Source organism: Bradyrhizobium sp. CAR08 (assembly GCF_052871955.1).
Genome location: NZ_JBIXJX010000014.1, coordinates 122,100 through 138,235 on the forward strand (window position 1 = coordinate 122,100; position 16,136 = coordinate 138,235).

The 16,136-nt window shown below is 64.3% G+C and carries 18 protein-coding genes; 10 read left to right on the top strand and 8 right to left on the bottom strand.

Features of this window, described 5'->3' with window-relative positions; all coding sequences use genetic code 11:
- Nucleotides 1-156 precede the first annotated feature (156 nt).
- From ACIPUD_RS27375 to ACIPUD_RS27390, 4 genes are all read left to right on the top strand, one after another.
- On the top strand, nt 157-1,293 hold the full coding sequence (locus tag ACIPUD_RS27375; protein ID WP_446481926.1) for an epoxide hydrolase family protein: 1,137 nt from the start codon (nt 157-159) through the stop codon (nt 1,291-1,293).
- 118 nt (nt 1,294-1,411) lie between these two features.
- On the top strand, nt 1,412-3,022 hold the full coding sequence (locus ACIPUD_RS27380; RefSeq protein ID WP_204512330.1) for an acyl-CoA synthetase: 1,611 nt from the start codon (nt 1,412-1,414) through the stop codon (nt 3,020-3,022).
- A 9-nt stretch (nt 3,023-3,031) separates the two neighbouring features.
- On the top strand, nt 3,032-3,499 hold the full coding sequence (locus ACIPUD_RS27385) for a MarR family winged helix-turn-helix transcriptional regulator (RefSeq protein WP_018453600.1): 468 nt from the start codon (nt 3,032-3,034) through the stop codon (nt 3,497-3,499).
- A gap of 81 nt (nt 3,500-3,580) precedes the next feature.
- Nucleotides 3,581-4,024: a hypothetical protein gene (locus tag ACIPUD_RS27390; RefSeq protein ID WP_018453601.1), complete on the top strand. Its 444-nt coding sequence runs from the start codon at nt 3,581-3,583 to the stop codon at nt 4,022-4,024.
- Here the strand turns inward: ACIPUD_RS27390 and ACIPUD_RS27395 are convergent, their stop codons facing one another.
- The gene (locus tag ACIPUD_RS27395) at nt 4,025-6,253 is read right to left on the bottom strand and encodes an ATP-binding protein (RefSeq protein WP_446481886.1); all 2,229 of its coding nucleotides are present in this window, start codon (nt 6,251-6,253) and stop codon (nt 4,025-4,027) included. It abuts the gene before it with no gap.
- Nucleotides 6,254-6,563: 310 nt separating this feature from the next.
- On the opposite strand from ACIPUD_RS27395, the gene ACIPUD_RS27400 reads away from it, so the two are divergent.
- Nucleotides 6,564-7,337: a DUF2189 domain-containing protein gene (locus ACIPUD_RS27400; protein WP_018453603.1), complete on the top strand. Its 774-nt coding sequence runs from the start codon at nt 6,564-6,566 to the stop codon at nt 7,335-7,337.
- A gap of 27 nt (nt 7,338-7,364) precedes the next feature.
- Here the strand turns inward: ACIPUD_RS27400 and ACIPUD_RS27405 are convergent, their stop codons facing one another.
- Entirely contained in the window at nt 7,365-7,556 is a 192-nt protein-coding gene (locus ACIPUD_RS27405; protein WP_085349612.1) for a hypothetical protein, read from the bottom strand.
- Complete coding sequence (locus tag ACIPUD_RS27410; RefSeq protein WP_085349611.1) at nt 7,556-8,362, bottom strand: transglutaminase-like domain-containing protein; 807 nt, start codon at nt 8,360-8,362, stop codon at nt 7,556-7,558. Before ACIPUD_RS27410 ends, ACIPUD_RS27405 begins: the two co-directional genes overlap by 1 nt.
- A 360-nt stretch (nt 8,363-8,722) precedes the next feature.
- Between ACIPUD_RS27410 and ACIPUD_RS27415 the strand changes: the two genes are divergently transcribed.
- The gene (locus tag ACIPUD_RS27415) at nt 8,723-8,947 is read left to right on the top strand and encodes a hypothetical protein (protein WP_007614662.1); all 225 of its coding nucleotides are present in this window, start codon (nt 8,723-8,725) and stop codon (nt 8,945-8,947) included.
- Between the two features lie 18 nt (nt 8,948-8,965).
- On the opposite strand, the gene ACIPUD_RS27420 is transcribed toward ACIPUD_RS27415, so the two are convergent.
- Genes ACIPUD_RS27420 through ACIPUD_RS27430 form a run of 3 tightly spaced genes read right to left on the bottom strand, consistent with a single transcriptional unit; the run spans nt 8,966 to nt 10,252 of the window.
- Complete coding sequence (locus ACIPUD_RS27420) at nt 8,966-9,478, bottom strand: SRPBCC family protein (protein ID WP_085360525.1); 513 nt, start codon at nt 9,476-9,478, stop codon at nt 8,966-8,968.
- The gene (locus tag ACIPUD_RS27425) at nt 9,475-9,945 is read right to left on the bottom strand and encodes an SRPBCC family protein (protein ID WP_377791906.1); all 471 of its coding nucleotides are present in this window, start codon (nt 9,943-9,945) and stop codon (nt 9,475-9,477) included. The genes ACIPUD_RS27420 and ACIPUD_RS27425 overlap by 4 nt, the downstream gene beginning before the upstream one ends.
- A complete protein-coding gene (locus tag ACIPUD_RS27430; RefSeq protein WP_007614659.1) occupies nt 9,938-10,252 on the bottom strand; it encodes an ArsR/SmtB family transcription factor in 315 nt (104 codons plus the stop codon). The genes ACIPUD_RS27425 and ACIPUD_RS27430 overlap by 8 nt, the downstream gene beginning before the upstream one ends.
- 165 nt (nt 10,253-10,417) lie before the next feature.
- Between ACIPUD_RS27430 and ACIPUD_RS27435 the strand changes: the two genes are divergently transcribed.
- On the top strand, nt 10,418-11,038 hold the full coding sequence (locus ACIPUD_RS27435) for a LysE family translocator (RefSeq protein WP_085384410.1): 621 nt from the start codon (nt 10,418-10,420) through the stop codon (nt 11,036-11,038).
- Between the two features lie 11 nt (nt 11,039-11,049).
- Here ACIPUD_RS27435 and ACIPUD_RS27440 read toward each other — a convergent pair whose 3' ends face one another.
- Entirely contained in the window at nt 11,050-11,856 is an 807-nt protein-coding gene (locus ACIPUD_RS27440) for an N-formylglutamate amidohydrolase (RefSeq protein ID WP_446481887.1), read from the bottom strand.
- Nucleotides 11,857-11,947: 91 nt separating this feature from the next.
- Here ACIPUD_RS27440 and ACIPUD_RS27445 point away from each other — a divergent pair, with 91 nt between their 5' ends.
- On the top strand, nt 11,948-12,859 hold the full coding sequence (locus ACIPUD_RS27445) for a transglutaminase family protein (RefSeq protein ID WP_018453611.1): 912 nt from the start codon (nt 11,948-11,950) through the stop codon (nt 12,857-12,859).
- A 45-nt stretch (nt 12,860-12,904) separates the two neighbouring features.
- Nucleotides 12,905-13,303: a gamma-glutamylcyclotransferase family protein gene (locus ACIPUD_RS27450; RefSeq protein ID WP_018453612.1), complete on the top strand. Its 399-nt coding sequence runs from the start codon at nt 12,905-12,907 to the stop codon at nt 13,301-13,303.
- Here the strand turns inward: ACIPUD_RS27450 and ACIPUD_RS27455 are convergent.
- Entirely contained in the window at nt 13,300-13,863 is a 564-nt protein-coding gene (locus ACIPUD_RS27455) for a chlorite dismutase family protein (protein WP_085360595.1), read from the bottom strand. The genes ACIPUD_RS27450 and ACIPUD_RS27455 overlap by 4 nt on opposite strands.
- A 161-nt stretch (nt 13,864-14,024) precedes the next feature.
- Here ACIPUD_RS27455 and dnaG point away from each other — a divergent pair, with 161 nt between their 5' ends.
- Nucleotides 14,025-16,037: a DNA primase gene (dnaG, locus tag ACIPUD_RS27460; protein ID WP_018453614.1), complete on the top strand. Its 2,013-nt coding sequence runs from the start codon at nt 14,025-14,027 to the stop codon at nt 16,035-16,037.
- Nucleotides 16,038-16,136 lie beyond the last annotated feature (99 nt).

Sequence of the window (16,136 nt, forward strand, 5' to 3'; positions counted from 1 at the left end):
CCGCGCCGAAGGTTTGCCAGGAGCTGACAGACTATCATCCTTGTCACGCCCGGCCTTGTGCCGGGCATCCACGTTCTTCAAAATGGAGAGAAAGAACGTGGATGGCCGGGACGAGCCCGGCCATGACGAGAACCTCCGATGAGCAGGGCCTCTCCCATGACCGCCATCAAGCCGTTCCGCATCGCCATCAGCGACGACGTCCTCACCGACCTCAAGTCGCGCCTCGCCCGCACGCGCTGGCCGGAGGCGGAGCTGGTCGATGATTGGAGCCAGGGCGCGCCGCTGGCATGGATCCAGGAAATCTGCACCTATTGGGCTGATGGCTACGACTGGCGCGCGCGCGAAGCAAAACTCAACTGCTTCGAGCAGTTCACCACCGAGATCGACGGGCTCGACATCCACTTCCTGTATGTGCGCTCGAAGGAGCCGTCGGCACTGCCGCTGATCATCACCCATGGCTGGCCCGGCTCGATCGTCGAATTCCAGAAGGTGATCGCGCCCTTGGTCGATCCTGTCGCGCATGGCGGCAATCCTGCCGATGCCTTCCACGTTGTCTGCCCGTCGCTGCCGGGCTTTGGCTTTTCCGGCAAACCCAAGACCACCGGCTGGGGCGTCGATCGTATCGCCGCGACCTGGGCCCAGCTGATGGACCGGCTCGGCTATATCAGGTACGGCGCGCAGGGCGGCGACTGGGGCTCGGCAGTGACGACCTCGCTTGGCATGCAGGACGCCGAGCATTGCGCCGGCATCCACATCACGCTCGCCTTCAACGCCGCGCCGAAAGTCGAGGGCGAACCGACGCCGGAAGAGAAGCGCGCGCTCGCCGGCCTCAAGCATTACGTCGACCTCGACTCCGGCTATTCGAAGCAGCAATCGACGCGGCCGCAGACACTCGGCTACGGCTTGACGGATTCGGCGAGCGGGCAGGCGGCCTGGATTCTGGAAAAATTCTGGGCCTGGACCGATTGCAACGGTCATCCCGAGAACATCTTCACCAAGGACGAGCTGCTCGACAACGTCATGCTCTACTGGGCGACGGAGACCGCGACCTCGTCGGCGCGGCTCTATTGGGAAAGCTTTGGCAAGCGCCGGACCACGCCGGTCGTCAAGGTGCCGACGGGCGTGGCTGTCTTTCCCAGGGAGATCATCACGCCGGTGCGGCGCTGGATGGAGCCGAACTTCCGCAACATCACGCATTGGAGCGAGATGGAGAAGGGCGGCCATTTCGCCGCATTCGAGCAGCCGGAGCTGTATGTCGGCGAGGTCAGAAAGTTCTTCCGGACGGTGCGCTGAGACGCATTCTCCGTCAGGCCCGGACTTGTCCCGGGCATCCGCGCCCTTAAACTCAGGTCAAACAAGAACGTGGATGGCCGGGACAAGTCCGGTCAGACGACGCTGCCGGGAAACGACCATGCTCACCGAAGCCAGCACCTATGACGAACTCTACGGCAATTTCCGCTGGGAGATCCCGGCGCGCTTCAACCTGGCGGAGGCCTGCTGCGATCGCCACGCCGACGGCACCGGCCGGCTGGCGCTGGTCTATCTCGATGAGAACGGCGCCATCACGCGCACATCCTTCGACGATGTCGCGGAGATGTCGCGCCGCTTCGCCAATGTGCTGAGGGCGGATGGCCTTGTCCGCGGCGACCGCGTCGCGGTGTTCCTGTCGCAGTCGCTGGAGCTGCCGATCGCGCACATGGCCGCGTTCCGTTCGGCGATGATCTCCATTCCGCTGTTCGCATTGTTCGGCGAAGACGCGCTGGAATTCCGCCTGTCGAACTCGCAAGCGAGGGCGATCGTCACCGACGAGGGTGGCTGGGAGAAGCTTTCGAAGATTCGCGACCGTCTGCCGGAGCTGAAGAAGGTCTACATCGTTGGCGAACGAACGCCGGCGGGTACGACATCGTTCTGGAATTCGGTCAAGGCTGCATCGCCCGACTTCAGGCTGGTGGACACGTCTGCTGACGATCCCGCGCTGATCATCTACACCTCGGGCACGACGGGCAATCCGAAGGGCGCGCTGCACGCCCACCGCGTCGTGCTCGGACATCTCCCCAATGTCGAGATGTGCCACAACTTCCTGCCGCGCCCCGGCGATCTGATGTGGACGCCGGCGGACTGGGCCTGGATCGGCGGCCTCATCAACGGCCTGTTCGCGTTCTGGTACCACGGCATTCCCCTGGTCGGTCACCGCGCGCGAAAGTTCGAGCCGCAAGCGGCGATGCAGATGATGGCCGATCTCGGCGTGCGTAATGTGTTCCTGCCGCCGACCGCGCTGAAGCTGATGCGGCAGGCCGGCGTGACGCATTCCGGCATCAAGCTGCGCAGCATCTTTACCGGCGGCGAGTCCCTCGGCGGCGAGCTGCTCGGCTGGGTGCGCGAGACCTTCGGCGTCGACGCGCACGAGGTGTTTGGCCAGACCGAATGCAATCTCGTGATCGGCAGCAACGCGAATCTGTTTCCGATCCGCCCCGGTTCGATGGGCAAGGCGACGCCGGGTTTCGACGTCCGCATCGTCAATGACAGAGGCGAGGAGCAGCCACGTGGCCAGCGCGGCATCATCGGGGTGCGCCAACCCTGTCCTTGCACGATGCTCGAATACTGGCGCAATCCGGAGGCAACGTCGAAGAAATATGCCGGCGAGTTCCTGCTCACCGGCGATCTCGGGGTGCAGGACGAGGACGGTTACTTCTGGTACGTCAGCCGCGAGGACGACGTCATCACCACCGCCGGCTATCGTGTCGGCCCGTCCGAAATCGAGCACACGCTGATGAAGCACCCGGCGGTGGCGATGGCGGCGGTGGTCGGCATTCCCGATCCGATCCGCACTGAATCGATCAAGGCCTGGATCGTGCTGCGCCCGGGCTTTGCCGCCAGCGACGCACTCGCGCGCGAGATCCAGGAGTTCGTCAAGGTGCAACTCGCCGCCCACGAATACCCACGGTTCGTGGAGTTCGCGGAGACACTTCCAATGACCGCCACCGGAAAGGTGCTGCGGCGCGAGCTGCGGACGAGGGGTTAGCTTCCTGCAATGGCAAAGACGTCTCAAGCCGCGGGGCTTCACCGCGCTTCACTTGCGAAGCTGAGCGAACTCGATGCGGCGCTGGAGCTCATGTATTACGGCTGGCGCGGCATGACACTCGAAGCCGACGCATATCTCGCCAAGCAAGGACTGTCGCGCCCGCACCATCGCATCCTCTACGTGGTGGCGCGCCGGCCCGATATCGCGATCGGCTCGCTGATCGAGATCCTCGGCATTTCCAAGCAGGCCCTGAACCGGCCGCTCAATTTGTTGCTTGAGCGCAAGCTCCTGACCTCAAAACGCTCGCCCGAGCAGCATCGCTCGAAGCTGCTGCGCCTGACGGCCGCGGGGCAGCGCATCGAGCAGCGCGCATCGGACCACGAGCGCAAGGTGCTGCGCGAGGCGTTCGATCGCGTCGGAGCGACAGGTGCGGCTGCGTGGATGGGCGTGATGGAGGCGATCGCCGACACCAACTGACGATTCCTGAAGTCAACATGGTTGACATGAGGAGCGGGCTTTGCCACTTTCCTGGCCAACGAGCCGTGGGAGGGCTCCGCCATGCGTCTTTCGGATATCGTGCTGCTCCTCAACGCGCTCTGGTTCGGCGGCGCCTTCATCCAGTTCAGCATTGCGCAAGCCAATACACTGAAGATTCTCCTGCCGCGGGAAGAGCGCACCAATCCGATCGCGCCGACATTGTCGGCCAGCGTGGCATTCCTTGGCGGCATCAATCTGCCGATCGGCCTTCTGTCGCTCTACCTTCTGGCAGCCCGTCCGGTCTTCTTCCAGCCGGTCGAAGCGCAGCTGGTGCTGTTCCTGTTCTTTGCCGCCTGCCATTTCAGCCAGTTCGCCTACAACCTTCCGGTCCTGCTGCGCGGAGGACGCGTCGGGGTCGCTTATTGGCCCGTGTTGAAAGGCCCGATGCTCAGGATCTTCGTCATCGACGCGGCCTTGTTCGTGGCCAATCTGGGTGCGGCGCTTCTCCTCGCGTCGCGCTCCTGACTACCGCGACGGCGTCGACAGCGCAGATCGCAGCATGGCGGCGAGGTCTCGCCGCCGGAACGGCTTGGTCAGGATGCGGGCATCGCCGATTGCGTCGGGCGCCGAGACCGGATTTTGGCTGTAGCCGGAGGTGAAGAGCACCTTGAGCCCGGGTCGCAGCTGGATTGCTTGCCGGGCAAGCTCCGGCCCGAACATGCCGCCGGGCATCACGACGTCGGTGAACAGCAGGTCGATATCCCCGGACTGGCGCAACAAGTCGAGCGCCGCCGGGCCGCTCGCGGCCGTGATGACGCGATAGCCGAGCGTCTTCAGCTCGCTTTCGACATAAGTCCGAACCATGTCGTTGTCTTCGACGACGAGAATGGTCTCGCTTCCTTCGCGCGTGACGATCCCTTCGGCGGGTGAGGCGTCCTCGTTTGGCGGTGTTGCCAGGCGGGGAAAGAACAGCCTGACGGTGCTGCCTTGTCTCGGTGCGGACTGCATCTGCACCAGCCCGCCGGACTGCCGCACAAAACCGTAGACCATGCTCAGGCCGAGCCCGGTCCCCTTGCCGACCTCCTTGGTGGTGAAGAACGGCTCGAACGCCCGGCTCGCCACCTCGGCGGTCATGCCGCTGCCGGTGTCGATCACGGCCACCATGACATAGTCGCCTGGTCGCGGTTCGCCATTGATGTCCAAGTCGGATTCACCGAGCGAGACGTTGCGCGCCTCGATGGTCAGCCTGCCGCCCAACTGCATGACATCGCGCGCGTTGAGCACGAGATTGAGCAGCGCAGTCGTGAGCTGGCCGGGATCGACGCTGATCAACCACAGGTCCGGTGCGAGCGCGAAGGTGCATTCGATGTGCTCGCCCAAGGGGCGGCGCAACAAGTGCTCCACCTCCTTAATCTTTTCGCCGATGTCGATGTCTCGCGGCCTCAGGGGCTGCTTGCGCGCGAAGGCGAGCAGGCTCCGCGTCAGGTCGGAGCCGCGTTCGGCAGCTGTCGCGATGTCGCCGGCGATCCGGTGCAACTCCTTGTTCCCCGCCAGCCTGTCGGCAAGGTGCTCCGAATTGCCGAGAATGACGGTGAGGAGATTGTTGAAGTCATGCGCCACACCGCCGGTGAGCTGACCCATGGCCTCCATCTTCTGGGATTGGCTGAGCTTCTGGTTGAGGTCCGCGATGGCCGCCCGTTGCTGCTCAAGCGATTCGGCAGTGTCGTTGAGCAGGGTCATCAATCCGCCCAGCTCGCCGCGCGGATGGGGAGGAGGAATTCGCGCGTTGAGATCGCCGAGCCCGAGTCTCTTCGCCATGTTGGCGAGCCGCCCGACCTGGCGCCCGACGCTCACGGTCGCGAGGATCCATACGCCGGCCAGCAGCAGCAGCAAGGCCACCGCGAGGATCGCCATATCCTCATAGAGCCGGCGATCCGCCGCCGCGACCAATCCGTCCTTGGACCGTCCGACCAGGATGTAGAGGCCGGCATCACGGATCGAAGGTGAGTGGGCGACGGCCCAGACCTGCGTGCGGCCGTCGCGATCGGTCACTTCCTGAAATGCCTTTTGATCGGGAGCCGTCGCGAAGCCGAGCAGGTCGGATCCCGCGATCGACGCGCCCACGGGCGCGGTCCAGCCGGCTCCCGAGGGAGCGACGAGAACGGTGCCCTTGCCGTCGATGAGCAGAATATCCTTCTCGGCGAGCAGCCGCTTGTGGTGATACTCGGCGAATTTGCGCAGGTTGAACGAGGCAAGCAGCACCAGCTTCAGCGCGCCCGCCTCCGATCGCACCGGATATGCGATCTGGAGCACCGATATTCCGGTCAGCCGGCCGAATACCGGCTCAACCACGACGTTGCGCGAGACCAGGGCCTGCTTGAAATAGGCGCGATCCCTCAGATCGAGGGTGCGGTTGGTCCGCAGCGAGTCGCAGAACAGGCTGCCGTCCGGATCGATGGTCAGGATTCCCGTGAACTGAGGGTATTCCTCGCGCACGTCCGACAGAAACGCCGAGCACGCCGCCTTGTCGCGCGTGTCGAGGTCGCGCGCGCGGGCCAGACCATAGTGAAGCTGAGCGGTGCCCTGAATCTTCCCACCCAGATCGCTCGCAATGTCGTCGGCCGAGGCCGACAGATTGGCCAGGGCGGCGTTGACTTCACTGCTCCGGTTCTGCACGAAACGCAGCCCGACGAGGCTCGCCGGCACCAGCATGGCCGCGATGACGAGTATCAGTAGTCGGGTACGCAAGCTCATCGGTCGGACGGTCCATTCGAGTCATCGCGCTCGTTCAAAGACTCAATTTGCGGCACCACCCGCCGCTCAGTCCATAGGCATCGGGTCGAAAAAGTCCCCGACGGGGAAAGATTTCGAGCCGCGGGCAGGACGGATGAGCTTCCCGAAGGACGCGCGCCGTCGGCGCGGTGGTTTTCCCGGGTCTGCGCCGGCGGCTTCGGGATACTGTCGTCCAGCCAACAACTCGCGCGTGCGCACCTGCCGCGGGGACGCTAAGATCGAGTCAATCCGCGTGCGACGGAGATCGCGCCGGCGAACGAGGAGGAAGCTGATGTCCATTTCGGGCAAGGTCGATCCGGTGGTGCGTCCTGTCGCGGCGACCGATATCGCCGAGGCGCTGGTCGAAGGCCTGCGGGATTTCCAGGCGCTGCCGCTTTACGGCCTCTGCTTCGGTACGCTCTACGCCGCCGGCGGCATCGCCATCATGCTGTGCTTCACTGCGTTCGGCATGGTCTATCTGGTCTATCCGCTGGCCGCCGGCTTCGCGCTGCTCGGGCCATTCGTGGCGATCGGGCTCTATGAAGTCAGCCGCCGTCGCGAGCGCGGCGAGCCCGTCTCGCTCGGCGCGATCTGGTCGGCCGTGCGCGCGCGTAGCGAGATCGGCTGGATGGCCTTCGTCACGCTGTTCGTGTTCGTGGTCTGGATGTATCAGGTGCGGCTTCTGATCGCGCTGCTGCTTGGCCTGCATGCCTCGTTCTCGAGCCTACAGGAGTTCATGACGGTGGTGCTGACTACGAACGAGGGCCTGCTGTTCCTCGGCATCGGCAACGCGGTCGGCGCGGTGCTGTCGCTGATCCTGTTTTCGCTGACCGTGGTGTCGTTTCCGCTGCTGCTCGACCGTGAGGTCGATTTCGTCACGGCGATGGTGACGAGCGTGCGCGCGGTCGTGGCCAGCCCGCTGCCGATGATTGGCTGGGCCGCGGTGATCGTGATGGTCCTGATCGTCTCGGCGCTGCCGTATTTTCTGGGGCTGGTGGTGACGCTGCCCGTGCTCGGGCACGCGACCTGGCATCTTTATCGGCGGATCGTGGTGCCGGTGGCGTAGCAGGAAGCCGGACGCAACGGCAGCGAGCTATTCGCTAGTTGCCAGCCGGCGTTCGCCGGATGAGGTCAGTTCGAGTTCGCCGAGGCGCCTGATTGCATAACCGAGGTTGGTCAGGCGCTCGCCGTGCGCTTGCGGGATTTCGCCTTGCGCCTTGCCCTTGCCGATCTCGGCCAAGGACGCAAATTCATCGGCGCTGAGTGCAACGCTGCTGTCTGTCATCAGGCAGCCTCGTCGGTCCATACCTTGAAATTGACAAGGGTATTCGGACCGAAGGTCTGGGTGATCGGGACGTCCGCGGCATCGCGTCCTTGTGCGATCAACACGCGGCCGATCCGCGGCGTGTTGTTGCGCGGATCGAACATGTGCCAGCTTCCGCCGAGATAAGCCTCAAACCAGCCGGCGAAATCTCCCACGGCCCAGGGCTTCGGCGTGCCGATGTCGCTGAGATAACCGGTGCAGTAACGCGCCGGGATGTTCATGCAGCGGCAGAACGCGATGGCAAGATGAGCATAGTCGCGGCACACGCCCTTGCCTTCGTCGTAGGCTTCCCGCGCCGTCTTGGTCGCGCGCGCGTGCTCATAGCCGAAGGCGATGTGACGATGAACGAAATCGCAGATGGCCTGGACCCGCGCCCAGCCGGGCGGCGTGTGCTCGAACAACTTCCATGCGATATCCGACAGGCGATCGGTCTCGCAGTAGCGACTGCCGAGCAGATAGACGAGCGTGTCGGTCGGCAGCGCCTCGACGGCGTGCTGAGCCGCGTTCGGGAACACTGGATCGGGCAGGCCGCTGTCGCTCACGACGCCGTCGCCGGCAAGGCGAAAGGCGCCAGCCGGCGCCACGATGCGGCTGCACCAATTGCCGAAGAGGTCGCGATAGGGAGTGATCGGCACCGACGGTCTGGTGGTCAGCAGGTCGGGCACGATGACATCGGAGGCGCGGGTGAAGTGCGTGCCCAGCACCATGATCATAGGCGTGGGCTGCGGGAATTCGTACAGCATCTCAAACCCGACGCGGAGCTTCATACGATTTTCCCTTGGCTAAGCTCGTAACATGGCTACGAAGCGGCCGATCACAAGGCTTTGACGGCTTATTCGGTCGCGGGCGGCAATTGGCGCCTCAAAAGTGCGGCACGGGCGAGAAAATGATAGCTAATTGCGGCGATTGCGCGCACGGTGCGGGAATGTCGAAAGATCTGTCGTTTCTGCGCCTATGCAGCGCCACGACTATTCGCGCGACGTGAAGCGCCTCATTCCCTCGCACCGGCGGAGCCGACTCGTAGCGACGTCGTAACAGCGGTCGTCGCGCATATTGCCCACTCCAGCGGTGAGTTGGACGCGGCAGGCGCGTGCCGCGGACACCTGAAGGTTTCACCGCGATCGATCATGAGATCGAACGCCAACCGAAAGCACCCGATGCAAACTCAACCGATGCAAGCTCTCTCGCCACGGCACGTCAAGACAGAAGAAGCGCTCCGGCTCGGCGTCGAGTCGGGCTGGTACGCGATCAAGGTCAGCGGAACCTTTGTCTCGGGCCCGCACGACTCGGAAGCGGATTGCAGTCGCAAGATCGACGAAATCAATCCGCCTCCGGTGAAGAAGAAGCGATGACGACACGGAGTTCGCCCGCTACGGCGTCTTGATACCCATCGCCTTCAACGCTTCCAGCATCTGCGCCGGCGGCGCCATCTTGATCTGCGGCGCCTTGCCCGTTTCCAGCAGGCTCTTCAGCCCCGACAGGATTGCGGGCCAGCCGGTGCGGCCGCCGGAAAGGATGTCGTCGCTGAGCGGGCGGTCGTGGCGTTCGCTCATGGTGAGGCGGACGGCCTCGCCGGCTTGTTCAATCGCGTAAGTGACAAGCGTCGTGCCGAGCTTCGCGACGAGGTCGGGCCAGTTGACGTTCCACGTCACCGTCAGCTTGTTCGGCGGAGCGTATTCGAACACATCGCCCGAAATGTGTTCCGAGCCATCAGGCGCGCGCACGACGAATTTGCCGCCGAGTCTTGGCTCCATCTCGACCGCAAAGCCGGAAAAGTATTTGCGGCTGAACTCGGCGGAGGTCAGCGCCTCCCACACCTGGTCCGGCGTCGCGGCGATGTAAATCGTGTAGACGGTGAGCGGTTTGAACTGATCGAGGTTCATTTTGCATCGAATCCCTTGTTGAGGGCTGCGTGCGGAATGGCCAGCACCTTGCCGCTTTCCAGCAGGCTCTTGAGCCCGGACAGGATCGCCGGCCACCCGTTGGAAACGGCGCCGAAATATTTGCCGCCTTCGACGAAGCCGTCATGCAGCACCGTCAAACGCACGAGCGAGCCGAACGGTTCAATGGTAAAGACCACCCGCGAGATCGGCTCACCGCGCAGCTCCTCGTATTTTTGGTGCTTGAAGCTGTAAGACAGCCGCCGCGGCGGATCGGCTTCGAGGATCTCGCCGGAATCGGTGGTCTCGCCGTCCAGCAGCAGCGCGAAAGGGGAGCCGATTTTCCAGTCGGACCTGACCTCGGCGCCGAACCAGTATTGCTTGGTGAACTCGCTCGATGTCAGCGCCTCCCACAGCCTCGTTGGCGTTGTCTCGATGTAGGTGACATAGACGAATTGCGGCTTACTCATCGCGCTTCTCCAACTGGCGTTTCAACTCGCCGAGTGCGGCGAGCTTGCCGCGCTCGAATTTCTTGATCCAGCGTTCGCCGATCTGATGGATCGGAACCGGATTGAGATAGTGCAGCTTCTCGCGGCCGTGCCTGATGGTCGTGACCAGATTGGCCTCTTCCAGAATGGCAAGGTGCTTGGTCACGGCCTGGCGCGTCATCGCGAGGCCTTCGCAGAGTTCGTTCAGCGTCTGGCCGTTCCTGGCGTGAAGTCTGTCGAGCAGCGACCGTCGTGACGCATCGGCGAGCGCTTTGAAGACCTCATCCATGGCGGCGATAATAGGCAACCAAATGGTTGCTTGTCAAGACGGTGATGCATCGCGCGCGGCTCGTGTTCCTGCAGCACCGGAGATGAAGACGTGGGGGCTGCGGCGCTGGACGGACATTGAGTGTCATGCATTAATGCCCCAAACCGCTCCCAGCGAGTCCTCCCCATGATGTCTCTGCAAGCCTATCTCGCCTTCCTTGCCGCCTGCATCGCGCTCGCGCTGTTGCCGGGGCCGATCGTCACCCTCGTCATCGCCAACGGGCTGCGCCACGGCACGCGCGCGGCGCTGACCAATGTGGCCGGTGCGCAGGCCGGCCTCGCCATCGTCATCGGCATCGTCGCGGTCGGACTGACCTCGCTGATGGCGACCATGGGGTATTGGTTCGACTGGGTGCGCTTTGCCGGCGCCGCCTATCTGGTCTGGCTCGGCATCAAGCTGATCTGGGCGCCGGTCGAGGGCGTCAATGTGGATGAGCCGCCGGCGCCGCCGCGCGGCGGATTCTTCCTGCAAGGTTTCCTGGTGCTGCTGTCGAACCCGAAAGTGCTGGTGTTCTTCGGTGCCTTCATCCCGCAGTTCATGGACATGAACCGCGACCACTTCCCGCAGGTCGCACTGCTGGGGGCCACCTTCATGGTCACTGCGGTGATGACGGACGCGCTCTACGCCATCGCCGCGGGGCGGGCCCGGAAGTTCTTCTCGGCTCGCCGCACCCGCATGATGTCGCGCATCTCCGGCGGCTTCATGATCGGCGGCGGCATCTGGCTGGCGCTGACCAGGGCGAAATAACCGCTGTCGGGCTAATCGACCAGCCTTTCCGCCGGCAGCTCAACCTCGATCTCTGCAAAAATCCGCGCCAGCCGCTCGGCCCATTGTTGCTGGCCAGACTGGTCGGCGATCAGATCCTGGCGGATCTCGATGCCGGTATTGACGAGGCCGCGAGCTTCGCCGTGCACGGGGATGGTGTAGTCGGTGAGGTCGTTCACCGCATAGGGCTCGTTGTCGCCCACGACGAGATCGCCCTCGCTGCGGAGATGCCTGAGCAGCAGCTGCGGCAGCACGGTGTCGCGATTGTAGAGCGCGCCGATGTGCCAGGGACGCGCGACGCCGGCGTAAACGGGGGTGAAGCTGTGCAGCGACACCAGCACCGTCGGCCGCTTGTCGTGCACGCGGCGGTCGATCGCGGCATCGATACGGCGGTGATAGGGCTCGAAAATCTCGCGGCGGCGCGCTTTGCGCTCCTGCTCCGAAATTCCCTCGTTGCGCGGGATCGCGGTTGCTTCGGAAATCAGGGGAATCGAGCTCACGGCGGCGGGCGGGCGGTTGCAGTCGATCACCAGCCGCGAATAGCGCTGGGCGATCAGATGTGCGCCCAGCATCTCTGCCAGCCGGTCGGCGACACCCCCAATGCCGATGTCCCAGGCGATATGCCGCGTCAGCTCGTTCTCGGCGACGCCAAGATCGCCAAGCGCAGCCGGCAGGACCCGTCCGTAGTGGTCCGAGGTGAGCAAAAAAGGCGATGTCCCTTGCGCATTCACCTCGTGCACCGGGGGGACGTCACCCTCGCTGAGGAGTTGATTGGTCGCCCCGATTGTGTCTAAAGCCATCCTGATTGCCTAATGAAACAGCAGTCACCCCGAAGAATCGGGCGGGATTGCTATAGATTGGTCCGCCCGACATCACCATGATTGCCTGACGATGCCGTTGCTGACGATTCATCACAAGACCGAATATCGCTACACCCGCCCCGTGGCGTTCGGCGAACACAGGATCATGCTGCGGCCGCGCGACGGGCATGATCTGCGCGTGCTCGACTCCAGGCTCGAGATATCGCCCGAGCCGATGTCGCTGCACTGGATCCACGACGTGTTCGGCAATTCCGTCGCGATCGCGAATTTCGACGAGCGCGCGGACGCGCTGATCTTCGACTGGCACGTCACCGTCGAGCACAATCCGGTCGAGGAGTTCGCGCTGACGCCGGACGACTCGGCCTATTTCTATCCTTTCGCGTATGACGATGAGGAGTTTCCCGACCTCGTCCACTACATCACGCCGCAATATACCGATCCCGATGGCGAGATCGCGGAATGGGCGCGCGGCTTTCTCGACGAGGACGCGCCGACGCCGACCTTCAAGATCCTGAGCGGCATGACCCACGGTATCCGCGAGCGGTTCAAGTACCGCAAGCGCCACGAGCTGGGCACGCAGCATCCGCTCGACACCTTGCAGTCCGGTAGCGGAACCTGCCGCGACTACGCGCTGTTCATGATCGAGGCGCTGCGTCATCTCGGCATCGCCGCACGATTCGTCTCCGGCTACATCTTCCTGCCGGAGGATATTGAGCAGCGCCATGTCGGCGGCGGTTCGACGCATGCCTGGGTCCAGGTCTACCTGCCCAGCGCGGGCTGGATCGAGTTCGATCCGACCAACGGCATCGTCGGCACCCGCGACCTCATCCGCGTCGCGGTCGCCCGCGATCCGCGCCAGGCAATCCCGCTGCACGGCGTCTATATCGGCCCTGCCGGCGCGTTCGACGCCATGGACGTGACCATCAGGGTGGTGTCGGACGAGCAATGCAGCGGCGAGACACTCGAGGCGGAGGTTTTGTAGATCCGCTGCGATTTGCACGCTGCCGATTGATGGTTATAGAAGGCCATGACCTCCAATCGTCTCTTCGTCTACGGCACGCTGATGCGCGGCTTCGACCATCCGATGGCGCGGCTGCTTGCGGGCCACGCGGATTTTCTGGGGGAAGCGACCTGCCGCGGCCGGCTCGTTCTGGTGAAGCATTATCCGGGGCTGCTGCTCTCTGATGTGCCGTCCGACCGCGTCCACGGCGAACTCTTTCACCTGCGCGTGCCCGACGAACTCTTGCGCGAGCTCGACATGTACGAGGCCTGCGGCGAGGGCTTTCCGGAGCCGACCGAATATCTGCGCCAGCTGGTCGACGTGACAGGTGCAGACGGGGTGACGGCACCGGCCTGGACTTACATCTACAACTGGCCCGTCACCGATCTGCCGCGCATCGAATCCGGCCGCTTTCTTGGGCTCTAGCCCGACAGCACTTCCTTCACTGCGCGCACGTCGACCTCGCGCTCGACATAACTCCACTCCTCGGTTCGCCTGAGCATCGCGACCAGCTCCTCGAACAGCGAGGCGTGCGCAGGCGCGAATTCGAACCAGGTCAGGAAGTCGAAGGGCCCGCCGAGGTCGCGGCAATGATAGAGCTGCCGCGCAATCGCAGGCAGGAAGCGCAGGCTGTTCGCGATGTGATGCGACTTGTCCTCGAAGATCCTGCGGCGCTCTTCCTGGGTCAGATCCCACCAGGCCTGCGACTTGCGGATCGGGATCAGCGCCGCACTGGTTGCTTCCAGCCGGCCGAGGCCGGCCTGCACGGCAGTGAGCTGCTGCTTCTCCGGGCGCTCGGTGTAGCGCAAGCTGCTCGCGACACCGACCAGGCGCCAGGCATTGCGCGAGGGCACCAGCGGCAACGCGATGGCCTCGCTGTCGGTGACCGACAGCGTTGGCATGAAGGCGAGGGGCTCGCCCGTCACCGGCGAAATCGAGGTGATGCGCCAACCCCCGCTCTGGCCGCCTCGGAAGGTCCTGAACATGGCCCCCATGGAAGCGTGGAACCGGGGCGGGTTCAAGCTTTCCGTCGAATCTTCGACCTGTGAATAGCCGGGAGAAGCCCTAAGTGCATCGTATTTCCCGGGGGCATCCTTATATGCCTATTCGTTGGCAAAACGCCCGACTCACCCCAGAAATCAACCTGATGCGCTTCACGCCCCAATTCCTCGACGAGCTTCGGGCCCGGCTTTCGGTCTCCGAAGTCGTGGGCAAGCGCGTCAAACTGAAGAAGGCGGGGCGAGAGTGGAAGGGGCTGTCGCCGTTCCAGCAGGAAAAGACGCCGTCCTTCTACGTCAACGACCAGAAGGGCTTTTACCACGACTTCTCATCCGGCAAGCACGGCGACATCATCAGCTTCATGATGGAGACCGACGGCCTGCCGTTCGCGGAGGCCGTGGAGCGGCTCGCCAATATGGCGGGCCTGCCGCTGCCAGCGGTGACGCCGGATGCGGCGCGTCAGGAGCAGCGGCGCCGCTCGCTGCATGACGTCATGGATCTCGCCGCCAAGTTCTTTGCCGAGACGCTGGCCTCGCGCGTCGGCGCCAAGGCGCGCGGCTATCTCGCCGACCGCGCGATCTCGCCGGCGACGCAATTGCAGTTTCGGCTGGGCTATGCGCCACCTGATCGCTTTGCGCTGAAAGAGCATCTCGGCAAGCTCGGCGTCTCCGTCGACGACATGGTCGAAACCGGCATGCTGGTGGCCGGCAACGACATCCCGGTGCCCTATGATCGCTTCCGCGATCGCGTGATGTTTCCGATCACGGATCTGCGCGGCCGCGTCATCGCCTTCGGCGGGCGCGCGCTGGAGAAGGACGTTCCGGCCAAGTACCTGAACTCGCCGGAGACGCCGCTCTTCCACAAGGGCGACAATCTGTACAACCACCAGACCGCGCGCAAAGCCACCCATGACGGCAGCCCCCTCATCGTGGTCGAAGGCTATGTCGACGTCATCGCCATGGTCACCGCGGGCTTTGCCGGCAGCGTGGCGCCGCTCGGCACCGCGCTCACTGAAAACCAGCTCGCGCTGCTCTGGAAAATGGCGGACGAGCCGATCCTCTGCTTCGACGGCGACCGCGCCGGCCAGAAAGCCGCTTATCGTGCCGCGGATCTCGCCTTACCCTTCCTCGCGCCCGGCAAGAGTCTGCGCTTCGCCCTGCTGCCGGAAGGGCAGGACCCCGACGATCTCGTGCGCTCCGGCGGTCGTGGCGCGATCGAGGAGGTGATCGCGGCGGCGCGTCCGCTCGCCGAGATGATCTGGTCGCGCGAGCTCGAAGGCGGCAATTTCGCCACGCCCGAGCGCCGCGCCGCGCTAGAGGCGCGCATCAAGGAGCTCTCCAACGGCATCCGCGACGAGGTGGTGCGGCGCTATTATCGGCAGGATCTTGCCGAGCGGCTCCAGCGTGCCTTTGCCCCCGAAGGCGGGCGCGGCGGCTTTGGCGCCGGCCGTGGCAATTTCCGCCCCGGGCCCGGCGGTCGCCAGTTCCAGCCCCGCGGTGGGGGAGGCGCGAATCGATTCGGCGGTCAGGGATTTGGAGGCCGCCGCGGCCCACCCGGGCCCATCCAGCTGCCCTCCGGACCCTACCAGGCGGCGAGCGCGCAGCTCGCGGCAAGCCCGATCATGCGCGGCCAGCGCAGCGCCATCTCCCGCCGGGAGGCCCTGATCCTGCAAATCCTGATCAATCACCCCTGGCTGCTGCACGATCATCTCGAGGAAGTCGCGGCCCTGGAGCTCGCCCATCCCGAGGTCCATAAGCTCCGGGCCGGCATCATCGCCGCCTTCGCCAACGACCATCACCATTCGCCGGACCCCGGCGAGCTCGCCGAGAAGATGCGCAGCGACCTCGAGAAGGGTGGATTTTCTCAGGCCCTTCAAAGGGTTGAGGGCGGCATCACGACCGCGGCGGTGTGGGGCGCCCGCGAGGGCGCCGCACGGGACGACGTTCTCTCCACCTGGCATCAGCTGGTCGCCTTGCATCGGCAGTACCATTCACTACTTAGAGAGCTGAAAGACGCCGAGCTGGCCTTGGGGGAAGATCCCAGCGAGGCCAACATGGCGTGGCTGCGCGACGTCAAGGCTCGGATAGGCGAAGTCGACGGCACCGAGGCCCTGATCGAGGGTTTTGGCGAGCTGTCGGGCCGGTTCCAGAAGAGCGTGTGATGAAAGAATCATGCGGACGGCCGGGACCGGAACCGCTAAAAGACTCGCCAAATCCGAGGTTTGGCGGCAAAAACAGGGTTAATCGAGGCTTAACGGTCT

Excerpts from the sequence above, each read along its gene's own strand:
- ACIPUD_RS27440 (WP_446481887.1), bottom strand. The coding sequence starts at position 11,856 with ATGGCTTTAGACACAATCGGGGCGACCAATCAACTCCTCAGCGAGGGT.
- ACIPUD_RS27390 (WP_018453601.1), top strand. The coding sequence starts at position 3,581 with ATGCGTCTTTCGGATATCGTGCTGCTCCTCAACGCGCTCTGGTTCGGC.
- ACIPUD_RS27400 (WP_018453603.1), top strand. The coding sequence starts at position 6,564 with ATGTCCATTTCGGGCAAGGTCGATCCGGTGGTGCGTCCTGTCGCGGCG.
- ACIPUD_RS27450 (WP_018453612.1), top strand. The coding sequence starts at position 12,905 with ATGACCTCCAATCGTCTCTTCGTCTACGGCACGCTGATGCGCGGCTTC.
- ACIPUD_RS27410 (WP_085349611.1), bottom strand. The coding sequence starts at position 8,362 with ATGAAGCTCCGCGTCGGGTTTGAGATGCTGTACGAATTCCCGCAGCCC.
- ACIPUD_RS27445 (WP_018453611.1), top strand. The coding sequence starts at position 11,948 with ATGCCGTTGCTGACGATTCATCACAAGACCGAATATCGCTACACCCGC.
- ACIPUD_RS27385 (WP_018453600.1), top strand. The coding sequence starts at position 3,032 with ATGGCAAAGACGTCTCAAGCCGCGGGGCTTCACCGCGCTTCACTTGCG.
- ACIPUD_RS27395 (WP_446481886.1), bottom strand. The coding sequence starts at position 6,253 with ATGAGCTTGCGTACCCGACTACTGATACTCGTCATCGCGGCCATGCTG.
- ACIPUD_RS27430 (WP_007614659.1), bottom strand. The coding sequence starts at position 10,252 with ATGGATGAGGTCTTCAAAGCGCTCGCCGATGCGTCACGACGGTCGCTG.
- ACIPUD_RS27375 (WP_446481926.1), top strand. The coding sequence starts at position 157 with ATGACCGCCATCAAGCCGTTCCGCATCGCCATCAGCGACGACGTCCTC.
- ACIPUD_RS27420 (WP_085360525.1), bottom strand. The coding sequence starts at position 9,478 with ATGAACCTCGATCAGTTCAAACCGCTCACCGTCTACACGATTTACATC.
- ACIPUD_RS27435 (WP_085384410.1), top strand. The coding sequence starts at position 10,418 with ATGATGTCTCTGCAAGCCTATCTCGCCTTCCTTGCCGCCTGCATCGCG.
- ACIPUD_RS27455 (WP_085360595.1), bottom strand. The coding sequence starts at position 13,863 with ATGTTCAGGACCTTCCGAGGCGGCCAGAGCGGGGGTTGGCGCATCACC.
- ACIPUD_RS27415 (WP_007614662.1), top strand. The coding sequence starts at position 8,723 with ATGAGATCGAACGCCAACCGAAAGCACCCGATGCAAACTCAACCGATG.
- ACIPUD_RS27405 (WP_085349612.1), bottom strand. The coding sequence starts at position 7,556 with ATGACAGACAGCAGCGTTGCACTCAGCGCCGATGAATTTGCGTCCTTG.
- ACIPUD_RS27425 (WP_377791906.1), bottom strand. The coding sequence starts at position 9,945 with ATGAGTAAGCCGCAATTCGTCTATGTCACCTACATCGAGACAACGCCA.
- ACIPUD_RS27380 (WP_204512330.1), top strand. The coding sequence starts at position 1,412 with ATGCTCACCGAAGCCAGCACCTATGACGAACTCTACGGCAATTTCCGC.
- dnaG (WP_018453614.1), top strand. The coding sequence starts at position 14,025 with ATGCGCTTCACGCCCCAATTCCTCGACGAGCTTCGGGCCCGGCTTTCG.